This is a genomic window from Anabaena sp. PCC 7108 (genome assembly GCF_000332135.1).
In the GTDB taxonomy this organism is placed as follows: Bacteria; Cyanobacteriota; Cyanobacteriia; order Cyanobacteriales; family Nostocaceae; genus Anabaena.
Map to the genome: position 1 here is coordinate 4,631,036 of NZ_KB235896.1, position 12,133 is coordinate 4,643,168.

The window sequence follows — 12,133 nt, forward strand, 5'->3', positions numbered from 1 at the left end:
GCGTAAATGTTGAAATAATCATTTCTATTAATGTCATATTAGTCATCGCTAAAGGTAGCAGAAGCTTGTAAGTTTTTGTAGCCAATAATGGCTCTAATGTAGGGTAAAAACCAGTAAAAATACCAGAATACTCCTGAATGTCTGCGGGTGAATATAGTCCAGGGACCAACTGGAAAGGCTTTGATTTGAGTTACTTTTTGCAGACGTTTATGGATGGGAAGTTTGCTATCTGCCCAACTATCACGAACTGAATTTTTGGAACAAGTACCGATGTATCCTGGGGCTGTCCAGACTGTGCAGCCAGATTTTTTCGCTCTGAGTCCGTAGTCAAGATCACCGAAAGTATGAACGAAAGCAGGATCTAAATTGCCGATTTTTTCAGTGACTAAATGAGAAATAAGTACGCAATTCCCATACATGGTGTCACACTGCTGGGGTTCTTCGCTGGGTGGCACAAACTCAAATTTGTTGGAGTACCAACGTTGGGATCGGACTGCACCACCATAGGTTGCTTTACCTGTGATGGGGTCTTGTGTAGAACCGACAATGATTGTATCTTGATAACCTTGTTGTGCTAGGTTTTGATAAATTTGCAGTAATTTGTTAATGGCATCGGGAGCAAGAACTGTATCATCGTTTAACCAGATGTAAAATTGGTAGTTGTGTTTGAGTGCTTCTGCAAATGCCAAGCGCATTCCTCCTCCCCAAAAAAGGCTGCCATTTCCTAGTAGTATATTGACTTCGGGATATGCAGATTGAACACTATTTGATGTGCCATCAGAACTACCATCATCAACTAAATAAACGTCTAGGGGAATATTTTGCTGATAGAGTGCGTGCAGACAAACCAGGGTTATTTCTCGTCTGTTGTAGCAAGTCATGATTACGGCAATATTTGCATTGTTCATTTACTTGATATCCTCTTTTACATTTGCTTATTTATTTGCTTATTTATTTTAGATATCTACATAGCTGGCTGATTGTTGCATAGCCGTCTATACCAAACAGCAGATGATAATGCTATGTAGACATAAAGAATCCAAAATATATTGCTTGGTGAGAGAATGGTAATAAGCTCTACTGTATTCAGAATGATTTTAATTAATAGCACCTGTAGCATCCAAAAACTTTCTAATGTCTTAGTAATTATGATGATTTTAATTAGTCTATTAAATAGATTAATAAGATTAATGATAAACAGCCCTAATCCTACAAATCCTAATTGCGTGAATAGGTCTACAAAACCATTGTGAGAGTGAAAGCGACTTACTTCGTTACCAACTGACAGAGAAGCCCATGAATTTTTCACTATATAATAAGCCTCATCGGAATACCAAAATGCAGCATAACCATATCCAAACCATCGTCGTTCTAAGGCTTTTTCTATAACTAATGTCCATACGGGAATTCGCCCATTTAATTCCATATCTTTACCTAGCAAGTCTACCAGTATAAACTCAAGGTTCAAGGAAATTATAGTTACAATACTGCTAAAAATTGTAGCAAAAATAAGTAGAGAAATTAGCCGTATGCCAGCAGATTGTTTCAATATTGTGAAAATAGGTAATACTAATAGAGAAAAAATAAATAATATTAAAGCTGTTTTACTCTGACTTTGTAAAATAAGTATTAAGCTAGAAACAAGTCCTAGGAATGCCAGCCATGTATTATATTTTTTGTCTAAAATCTTCATCAGAAAAACCAGTGATCCTATAGCCATGAACCTAGCTAGATATTGCTTGAAGGCATAAATTCCTTTCCAAGTTAGCTTACCGTTAACAACTCCAGTACCAAAAGAAGGTATGGCTATGCTGGCAGCAAAACTCGTAATTATTGATATACTTATGGTGGACGACAACAAACTGATGAGTTCTCTAGGTGAGTAACGACTAGCTAAATAAGCAGCAAAAAATGTGGTACGCAATAAGGATCTACTTTGGATTGAGGTGACATCGATTGCTTCAGACCATAAATTTGATAAGACAGCAATCATAACTAGAAGCAGCAAGGATATATCTCTAGTCAAAACATAAACAATACGTTTAAATTGGCTAATCACCAAAATCGTGACAATTAAATAACTAACAGCATTTATACTTTTGTCTACAACACTCGGTATGTTTAAAGTCTCAGCAAACAAAAGCAATAAAACAACGCTAACTGTTTCAAAATATCTGAATAACTGCTGTAGAAACTTATTAGTCAACTGATTAAGACTCCTAATTTATTAACTACTCAAGGCTTAAATGCGACGCTGCTTGCTGGAGGACAAAATATTACAAAAAAGCGATGCGTAGCGACCAGCTTGAATTTCTAGAGCATATTCTCTTTCTACTTTTTCAAGACCTTGATAGGATAACTTGTGACGACGTTCTTCATCTTCTAATAGCCAGACAATCCCTTGAGCTAAGTCTTGTGTATCATAAGCCGGAACTAAATAACCATTTTGTTGATGTCCAATCATGTCAGGTATACCGCCGATGTTAAAAGCAACGCAAGGTGTGCCACAAGCCATCGATTCCATAATGGTATTAGGCAAGTTATCTTCAGTAGAAGGTAAAACAAAGACATCCGCTGCCGAATAGACCATAGCTAGAGAAATATCATCATGTAATGTACCTAAATAATGAGTTTTGAAGCAGAGATCGAGAGATTTTTCGGCTTGAGAAGCACCAATAATCACTAACTCTAAATTATCTGGCGATTTTCTTAAGCTTAAACTTTGTAGGGCTTCTTGCAATAAATGGAACCCTTTTCTTTTATCACTTGTGACATTGAGAGAACCAAAAAGAATTAGTTGTTTATTTAAGGGTAATTGTAAAACTTCTCTAGCCAAATTTTGATTAATTGGTTTGTAGATTTTAGTATCAATTCCGTTGGGAATAACTTCAATTGGTAGATTTCTAAATAGGGAACTAGAATTTGCACATTTGCTCATCCATGAACTGGGTGCGACTATAGTTAGATCAAGATTTTTCCAGGCTTTAGTTTTGCGCTGCCATATCCAGCTAGATAGGTCGGAATTTTTGCTACTGTCTAGTTGTGGACAAGTACCACAGGATTCTGTGTAGCGATCGCATTCTTGACTGTAATGACAGCCACCTGTAAATGCCCACATATCATGCAGAGTCCAGACTAAAGGTTGCTTTAGTTTGCCAATTGTTTCTATGCATATATATCCAGCATTAATCCAATGTAAATTAATAATATTAGGAGCAATTTCCGCAACTTTACGAGTTACTGTATCTGGTAGCCATTGAGGAGAGAATGTTGTTTGTTTACGGTGAGGATAGCTTTTTAAAGGCATCGCATCAAGGCTAATTCTTGTTCCAGCTAAACTACGAATAAAATTGGTGTTGGGTGCTGCTACTGCTGGATCGCTACTCAATTTTTTTTGCACTAACATTTGAGATTTTATGCCGATGGTCTGTAAGCCTTGATGTAATCGGAAGGTAGCGCGGGCTGCACCACCTTCAATATCAGAAAAGCTTAAAATTAAAGGTTGAATGTTCATACAGTGATAGTGATCTAGTTATTAAGATTTATGCTTTAAATATCTTTTTCAGTTTATTTTTAATCCGTTTTGGCAAACTATAAGGATTGTAAACATATTTTTGTGTGAAAGCATCTGCGAGAGTGTCACGAATTATAAATGGTGGATGTTGAATCGGAAAATTTATAGCTTGAGTAGGAACATTAGCTCTAGGATCTTCCCTATTTAATGTGTTAGTCCCACTTTCATTAAAACCAATATTAGAGACAATATTGACATTAGGTATAATATTCATCAGGCTTTGCATCCACAGTGAAAATGTAAATTGATAAGCCCAACTAGTGTTTAATTTATCATAAGTAGAGTTAAAAATGTTAGTCCAAACATTAACTGCATAATCATCCTGCAATATATCGTAAAGCCAATTATTGTCTCTAACTAGAGGCCATTTTTTCATATCTACATCGTAATTTAGCCACACTCTTTTCCAAGTTGCCCATCCCCAACAGCGATTATATAGAGAAAAATAATAACTATCCTGAGTACGTCTATAACCTACTGGAGTATTATCTCCACAGATAGAAGCAATTCTAGTATCGTGTCTATAGAACTCTAGCATTTCCTGACAAAAGCGAAAAAATGTTGGGTGTGGCAAACAATCATCTTCTAAAATAATTGCTTCTTCCACTTGTTCAAATGCCCAATTTAAACCAGTGGAAATTCGATTTCTACATCCTAAATTGTGATTAGAGTAATTTTTTAAAACTTCACATTTCCAGTCTACTTGATCGATAATTGCCCGCGTATCAGTGCATTTCTCAAATTCCCCTGGTCTGTCTGGACGGAACCCGTCAGAAATCACTAATAGTTTTGGTGGCTGGGCTTGACGAATTGCTGCAAATACTTTTTTTGTAGTATCTGGGCGATTAAAGATAATCAAAATTACGGGGGTTTGAAATTTAAAATCTGACATATTTTTTCTCTAGCTAATTAATATGATGACTATCAAATAGTATAATTAGATATCTCTATTTGAGAATAGAAATATATTTTTAATAATTATAAATTCAATTTTGTTTTCATGACTTTTAACAAAGGTAACAACAGTAGTGATTTAGTTTGATAGATGAAAATTTTTCTGGTTGGTGAAAATAAAAAATTACTGGCATAAGATGCGAAAAATTGAGCAATTACTGTAGCTATCGCTGCTCCTAAACCATGATAAGTTTTAATGAAAAAATAATTTAAAACAACATTAATTATCGCGCCGATTGTAGTTGAGGCTAAAGCAAATTTCATAAAGCCTTCTGTGGTTGTCCACAAGCTTCTGACTAAACCTGATGAAACAAATACACCAGTCCATATATGAGTTGTTAATATTAATCCTGCTTCTTCATAACCTTTACCGTATAACAAATTGACTATGTCTTTAGATACAAAACAGACTGGTATAGCCACTGTATAGGATAATAATGACATTAATCCCAGTAGTTTTTCTAGACGCTGATAATAAAGATTTTCACTATTATTTTTTGCTTCTAAAATAGCCGGAAATGCTGAGTTAGCAATAGAAATAGGGATGAAATACCATAGTTCTGATATTTTTACAGCTGCGGAATAAATTCCCACGGCTTGGTCACCAATCATCTGACCTAACATAATCTGATCTATTCGCATATAGATCATAATGACAATACTAGAAAAAATCAGCGTCCAACTATCTTTAAGTAATTTTTTGGCATAATTAAAGTTATATCGCCATTTTTTGATAATATGACCCTGTAAGCGATATGCAAACACTAGTCCAACGGCTCCAAACCCAAGTTCAATTGACCAAATTCCAGCAAACATAATCAGAGGTGCTTGGGTTTGAATTAGGAATATTTTACCAATACTACTTAAAGCAAATGCTATCCCTCTAGCAAAAACTGTATATTTTGATTGTTGCTGAGATTGAAAGAAAAAATCAATTGTATCAAATGCTTGAAAAAGCGTGCCGATAGCTATAACTCCTACTAATAAACGAATAGAAATATCTCCAGGACGGAGTAGACCAATTCCATAAATTGTCAGTGTTAAAGTAACGAGACCGCCAATAAATTTGAGAATAAATGCAGTACCAAGAACTTGATTTTTATCCTGGGGGTCGCGGATAATATTGCGAATTGCAATTTGATCTAGTCCCAAGGTTGAGAGTGGAGTCAACATGGAAACGAAAGCTATCGCATAGTTATAGATACCAAACTTTTCTGGGCCTAAATAACGAGCCACCCAAAGTCCTACAAATAATCCCACACCCATTCTCAACATTTTATCTGCTAATAACCAAGCGGTGTTACCAGCAAATTTATATAAATTAGGACTTAATTTTGAGCTAATTGTAGATATTGTTTTTAACATTGTAAATAAACTTAGGGCTTGTAAATTTTGAATTTGATGGTTTTATTTTTACCAAGGCTTTGTAGAAATAATTTTTGGTTCCTATTCATAAATAGTTATTTTCTAAAATAACTAAAAATCTCATTTATATAACTCAACTTTTGGGCATTCTTGCTATTTACTTGATTATTTATTATGTGTTCACTAATATCGTTGGACTTTAAATCGACTGAAAAAGGATTCAAATAGTAGGAATATTTATCTGATTTAGTTTCCCAATTAAGACCATTTATAACAAGACCTAAAATATTTGATTTTGATTGATCTAAATATTTTTCAACAGTAGTAGCACTATTAATATCTATTATTCCTGGTCTTGCTACTAACAAAAGCCCATCTGTCATTTTTCCTAAAGTCAAAGCTTCAACACCTATTACTAATGGAGGGGCATCTATAATTACAAAATCATAATTTTGATAAAAATCTTCAATCAAGGAAACCATCCGTTTGGAATCAACTAGAGATAAAGGATTAAAAGGAATATCCCCGCTAGTCAATACATCTAAATTATCTATTCCTCGTTGTACAGCTGCCTCAAATTCTATTTGATCGACAATCACATCACTCAATCCGACTGTATTAGTGATATTCCATATCTGATGTTGCAATGGATGACGCATATTAGCATCTACTAATAAAACTTTACGACCTAATTGTGCGATCGCTGCTGCTAAATTTGCCGAAACTGTAGATTTACCTTCTTTGGGAACCGTGCTGGTGACTACAATCGCTTTTAGGGGTGGTTCTGAACTCAGAAATTTGAGATTAGCCTGGAGGATGCGATATATCTCTGCTATTTGCTGACCCTGTTTATCTAAAACTGGTAAATGTGAAATCGGCCATTCCACATTTTTACCCAAAATAAGATTTTTCTTTTTTGTCCAAGCAGGAATACTTGCCAGCAATGTATATTTAAATATTTTTTGAATTTCCCTGGTAGTTTTAATAGATTGATCTTGGATTTCTAGAATTATTATCATAGCTATACCTAAGATAAATCCTAATATAATTCCTAATGCAATACTGATAATTTTTTTACTATTAGAAGGTTTTTCAGGAACTATTGCTGGTTCTATAATTCTAGCTTTACTGGTATTTTTATTTTCTGTGACTCGTGTTTCCTGTAAATTCTCTAAAAGAACTGCATATGTAGACTGAGCAGCTTTCAATTTTCGTTCTAGTTCTCGCTGATCTTGCTCTAATTTTGGCAAAGTATCTAATTGTTTTTTATAACTAGCTTTTGAGCTATATAAAGCTTCTAATTGTTTCATCATACCTAATTTTTGTGTTTCTATATTGAGAAAATCATAAGTAATTTTTTGTTTTAGTTCTCCTATCTGCAAATTATTGATATCAATATTATTGTTATTACCAATAACCTGGCTAATCCGCTCTTTTAATACAGTTTTTATTGCTAGTTTTTTGGCTTTTAAGCTAACAATTACTGGGGTTGAATCTAAATATCGGCTTTGCTCTACAGCTAACTGTTCTTCTAATTTTTGTAGTTCTTTCAGCACTTGCTGTACTCCAGGAGATTCGGTAAGTGCAATTAAATTCATGGCTTGCTGAGGCTCTAAGTCTAATTTGTTTCTAAGTTCAACTGATCTGGCATTTGCACTTGCTAAGTCAGATTGAATCATACTGATTCTTTGATCTAAACTTGCAATCACCTCTACTGCTTTTTTTCCTTCTTCTTCTAGTGAGATAATCTGGTTATTTTCTTTGAACTGGCGCAGAGCTACTTCTGCTTTCTGAACAGTACTTTCACTAGTAGGAAGTTGTTTAGCAATAAACTCTCTAGCTAAAGTTGCTTCTGACCTATTTGTGAGAATATTTTCCTTGATATAAATACTCATTAGGTTGTTAACTATTGCGGCTGCTTCCTTTGGATTGCTACTTTTGTAAGAGATTTGCAGTACATCTGTGCCAGGAATATTCTTCAGTTTTAGTTGTTTTTTCAGTACTCCAGGTTTGATAGTAACTCCAGTTTTATCTTTAATTTTTAGTGTATTAATAGTCTTCTGCAAAAGTGGGCTAGAAGTAATTACTTCTATTTCTGTGCTGATAGGGTCTTTTTTATCTACCTGGACTTCTTGTGTTTCTTTGCCAAATCCTATAAGTGAAGAGGTACGATCTACTTTGAAAAGTAGCTCACCTTGTACTTCATAACTTGGCTTTTGAAAGTTACCAATCAATGTGAAAAAGATCACGATTATGCTGAATAAGCTTGCGGCTGCGGGGAAGCGTCGTTTTAGAATCTGCCAATACTGCTCAAAGTCTATTTCTTCTGTGTAATTGTTAGAGTTCATAGTTTTAAATAAGCAGTTTTAATATGCTCCTTCTTTGTTCAATACTACACTCACTGTTTTTAACAAAATTTGAAAATCTAACCACAGTGACCAGTTTTCAATATAGGTAAGATCAAGGTTGAGGACTTGTTCAAAATCTAAAATATCGGAACGTCCTGACACTTGCCACAACCCGGTGACACCAGGTAATATTTCTTGGCGAATTAAGTGCCGTGCAGAAAATTTATTGACATCTCTAGTTGGTAAGGGACGAGGACCAACTAGACTCATTTCTCCAAGTACAACATTAAATAGTTGTGGTAATTCATCTAAGCTATAACGACGGAGGAATCTACCTATACGAGTAACTCTTGGATCATCTTTAATTTTGAAGAGTATTCCATCTTTGGTTTGATTTAAAGCTTCTAATTCTTTTTGCATTTTTTCGGCATCGTTTCTCATGGTGCGGAATTTCCAGACTTTAAATTCTTTTCCATGTAATCCTATACGAGTTTGTCGATAAAATGCTGAACCTGGAGAATCTAGTTTAATGGCTATGGCAATGGCTAGATAAATGGGAAAGGTAAAGATAAGAAATAAGCAAGCAAAACAAAAATCGAAAATTCTTTTTAACCAAAAGTCTTTACCTGTAATTGCGGGAGAAATGAAACTTAAACAAGCTATGCCACCGACATTATGAAATACTAAGTCTCTATAAATAGGTTTTAATTCCATTGGTAAGAGATGTACGGTGATACCAGCTGTTTGAAATAACCAACATAAATAAATTCTATTTTGAATGGCACTCAGAGAGATGAAAACTTCTGTTACTCCTAGTTTATTCAATTTTTCTAATGTTTCTAGGCGATGATCTTTATCTAATGAAATAGAATTTTCAGTGCCGGCTATGCTATAGCGTTGCTCTGTTTGAATACAACTCAAGGCTTGTTCTTTTTCTTCTTCAGAACAAATAATAAAAACTGAGTTACAGGCTAATATTCTCCGTTTACGAAGATATTCAAGGGTCTTGTTAACTGATAATCTGCCAAAACAAATAAAAGCTGTACTAGTCAACCAAAAAAATATTAAGTTTGAGGGCATAAAGCCTTCAATGGATTTATCTAAAAAACCTGCTACTAGTATTAAACTATGAGCAAAGGTTAAGGTTCTAATCAGATTCCAATAGTCATGACGCTTGTTACCTGGAGCATAATTTCCTTGGATGGCTAAAGCTCCGATTTGAATCGAAATAGATATCAATAATGACGGAAATAAGTAATTTCTGTCTGTATAAAAATTTGTACGTAGTTTAATTAATAACCATGCAAGTAATAATAATGATGTATCAACTGTTACTAAAGTTATTAATCTTCGCCACCAGTCTCCTTTACGGACTCTAGTAAAGGTCGATGCGCGTATATCGGTAGGAAACTGGCTTAATTGATTGATGACTCTTTGCTTTTTTAGCATATTTTTAGCTTGAATCAAAATTGAGATGGTTTGCTTAAAGATACACTGATTGCATGAATAACTGGAGTTTAGACTAAGTCTTCTTACTTAGAACTGTGAGCTTTGAACTTAGTTTTTGATCAGGTTTGCAAGGTTCTGATTTAAGAGTAATCACGTAAGTTGCTACTTAGGAAAAAGATGGCTCTTGACAAAAATTACGCCAATTACTCATCACTTTTTCTATGTCCAAACTCAATGGATCACAACTGGGGTGAATACAAATTGCGTAAAGTAACTTACAAAAGAAGGGAACAGGGAACAGGGAACAGGGAACAGGGAACAGGGAACAGGGAACAGATAAGAAACTAAAGTTTAAGAGTTTACAGCTCAGTCAAAAAAAGGATGTTTTTACAAGGAGAGTGACACGAAAAAAACAGTGTCATTATTTCAATCTCATGTTTTTAAACATGAGTTTTTCCTGTTAAGAGTTGCTTCCTGTTCCCTCTGAAAAATAAAGGTGTTGCATAATTGCGGGATGATTTGAGAATATGCATCAATATATAATCACCGCGTCTCCGTGTCCCCGTGTCCCCGCGTCAGCCTCAATCATCCCCTTATTCAGCAACGCCCAAATAAATAGGCAAGTCCTGACTAGTTAAAACCAGTATAGATTTTAGTAGCCAGTATATTATTTAATAAATATACTAGGTTTGCATCCGTAATTATACTATAATACCAGCATCTTAGATTTTTTTAGTCAATTTTAGTAAAAAGTTGTTATTTTTAACAAATTTATATAGTTCTAGGACAATATTTTGTCCTATTTTTAGGTCTAATCCTGATTTATTTATGATGTAAGTAAGTGAAAATGATACTAAATACTCACTTAACAACCCAAAAAATCGAACTCGTTATGTTATTGCTGTTCCCGCTAAATAAGCCGTTGTCCAAGCACTTTGGAAGTTAAAGCCACCTGTAATTCCATCAATATCCAAGATTTCACCGGCAAAATATAAACCAGGTACTAACTTACTTTCCATGGTTTTAAAATTAACGTCTTTCAGATTAATTCCCCCACAGGTAACAAATTCTTCTTTAAAAGCGCCTTTGCCATTAATTAAGTATTCTCCCTGAGAGATTTCTTGAATTAATTGATTTAAGGTTTTGTGAGATATACCTGCCCAGCGATCTTCAGTATTAATACTGGCACGGTTAATTAGATATTGCCAGAGGCGATGAGGTATGTCAACACCACGATGTAAAGCGATCGCTTTTCTTGGCCATTCTTGTTTTACAGCTAAAAGCTTTTCTCTGATTTCCTCTTGCTGTAAATTGGGTAAGCAATTGATGAATAATTTGGCTTGATAGCGATGTTCATGGAGGATTCTTGCACCCCAAGCCGAAAGTTTGAGTACTGCTGGTCCACTGACACCCCAATGGGTGATTAACAAGGGGCCTGTTTGTTGTAATCGGGTTTTACCTGTGACTGATAACCGTAAATCTACGGAACTTAGGCTAATTCCGGCTAATGCACGTAGTTTGGGATCTGCAATGTTAAATGTAAATAAGGATGGAACAGGTGTTTCGATGTGATGACCTAATTCCCTGGCGAGTTTATGACCGATAATGCTGCTACCTGTAGCCAGAAGCAAGCGATCGCAATATTTCTTTTCTCCTGACTTGAGAATAATTTCAAAACCCTCATTTTGTCGGTTGACAGCAATCACGGGTGTCCCAATACTAAGTTCTAATCCAGCCGTAAATGCAGCTTTAATCAAACATTCGGCAATGGTTTCCGAACGATCTGTAATTGGGAACATCCGCCCATCAGCCTCAGTTTTCAAATTTACACCATGTGCAGCAAACCAATCTACGGTGTCTAAAGGTTGAAAACGCGTGAAAGCACCCCGCAAGGCTTTTCCACCTCTGGGGTAATTTAGGACTAACTCTTCTGGGGAAAAACACGCGTGAGTGACATTACAGCGTCCCCCACCAGAAATTAACACTTTCGCCAAAGGTTGACGACTGGCTTCAATTAATGTCACTTTGGCTTCAGGATTAGCTTCGGCACAAGCGATCGCACCAAAAAATCCCGCAGCCCCACCACCAATAACTACAATTTGTAACGGTAACAACTTCAAAAATATCTCAATAGCACCTACTTAACTAGGTTAGCTGTTATTTTCACTATTCGACCGCTTCAAAGTCTTCTTTTGCAGCACCGCAAACTGGACACACCCAATCATCGGGAATGTCTTCAAATGCTGTTCCTGGTGCTATTTCCCCATCTGGATCACCTACTTCGGGATCATATTCATATCCGCAGACGCTGCATACATATTTTGTCATTTTTGTGCGTCCTTATCCAATTATTGGTTTTCAGCTACAATTCTTTTCAATAGATTGTGAGCAAATTCTTTGATTAATTTTATATTTAAGTCAACATCTATGCTTATATCTGCTG

9 protein-coding genes are annotated in these 12,133 nt (G+C 35.3%); all 9 read right to left on the reverse strand.

What is annotated here, in order from left to right:
• Positions 1–38 precede the first annotated feature (38 nt).
• The 9 genes from ANA7108_RS0121640 to rd all read right to left on the reverse strand — a co-directional run bounded on the left by ANA7108_RS0121640 (position 39) and on the right by rd (position 12,018).
• A complete protein-coding gene (locus ANA7108_RS0121640; RefSeq protein ID WP_016952922.1) occupies positions 39–908 on the reverse strand; it encodes a glycosyltransferase family 2 protein in 870 nt (289 codons plus the stop codon).
• 56 nt (positions 909–964) lie between these two features.
• Positions 965–2,206 carry an O-antigen ligase gene (locus tag ANA7108_RS0121645; RefSeq protein ID WP_016952923.1) on the reverse strand — a complete coding sequence of 414 codons (1,242 nt, stop codon included), beginning with the start codon at positions 2,204–2,206 and terminating at the stop codon, positions 965–967.
• A 36-nt stretch (positions 2,207–2,242) separates the two neighbouring features.
• The gene (locus tag ANA7108_RS0121650) at positions 2,243–3,514 is read right to left on the reverse strand and encodes a glycosyltransferase family 4 protein (protein ID WP_016952924.1); all 1,272 of its coding nucleotides are present in this window, start codon (positions 3,512–3,514) and stop codon (positions 2,243–2,245) included.
• 28 nt (positions 3,515–3,542) lie between these two features.
• Entirely contained in the window at positions 3,543–4,466 is a 924-nt protein-coding gene (locus ANA7108_RS0121655; protein WP_016952925.1) for a glycosyltransferase family 2 protein, read from the reverse strand.
• 86 nt (positions 4,467–4,552) lie between these two features.
• Positions 4,553–5,893 (reverse strand): flippase, encoded by a 1,341-nt coding sequence (locus ANA7108_RS0121660; protein ID WP_016952926.1) that lies wholly within the window; start codon positions 5,891–5,893, stop codon positions 4,553–4,555.
• Positions 5,894–5,988: 95 nt separating this feature from the next.
• Entirely contained in the window at positions 5,989–8,241 is a 2,253-nt protein-coding gene (locus ANA7108_RS0121665) for a polysaccharide biosynthesis tyrosine autokinase (RefSeq protein WP_016952927.1), read from the reverse strand.
• A gap of 18 nt (positions 8,242–8,259) precedes the next feature.
• A complete protein-coding gene (locus tag ANA7108_RS0121670; protein WP_016952928.1) occupies positions 8,260–9,690 on the reverse strand; it encodes a sugar transferase in 1,431 nt (476 codons plus the stop codon).
• 890 nt (positions 9,691–10,580) lie between these two features.
• A complete protein-coding gene (locus ANA7108_RS0121675) occupies positions 10,581–11,804 on the reverse strand; it encodes an NAD(P)/FAD-dependent oxidoreductase (protein ID WP_016952929.1) in 1,224 nt (407 codons plus the stop codon).
• Between the two features lie 52 nt (positions 11,805–11,856).
• Positions 11,857–12,018, reverse strand: a complete 162-nt coding sequence (gene rd / locus ANA7108_RS0121680) for a rubredoxin (protein WP_016952930.1) — start codon at positions 12,016–12,018, stop codon at positions 11,857–11,859.
• Positions 12,019–12,133 lie beyond the last annotated feature (115 nt).

What these genes read in the sequence shown, in the direction of transcription:
- ANA7108_RS0121640 (WP_016952922.1), bottom strand. Translation starts at nt 908, where the DNA reads ATGAACAATGCAAATATTGCCGTAATCATGACTTGCTACAACAGACGA.
- ANA7108_RS0121650 (WP_016952924.1), bottom strand. Translation starts at nt 3,514, where the DNA reads ATGAACATTCAACCTTTAATTTTAAGCTTTTCTGATATTGAAGGTGGT.
- ANA7108_RS0121655 (WP_016952925.1), bottom strand. Translation starts at nt 4,466, where the DNA reads ATGTCAGATTTTAAATTTCAAACCCCCGTAATTTTGATTATCTTTAAT.
- ANA7108_RS0121660 (WP_016952926.1), bottom strand. Translation starts at nt 5,893, where the DNA reads ATGTTAAAAACAATATCTACAATTAGCTCAAAATTAAGTCCTAATTTA.
- ANA7108_RS0121665 (WP_016952927.1), bottom strand. Translation starts at nt 8,241, where the DNA reads ATGAACTCTAACAATTACACAGAAGAAATAGACTTTGAGCAGTATTGG.
- ANA7108_RS0121670 (WP_016952928.1), bottom strand. Translation starts at nt 9,690, where the DNA reads ATGCTAAAAAAGCAAAGAGTCATCAATCAATTAAGCCAGTTTCCTACC.
- rd (WP_016952930.1), bottom strand. Translation starts at nt 12,018, where the DNA reads ATGACAAAATATGTATGCAGCGTCTGCGGATATGAATATGATCCCGAA.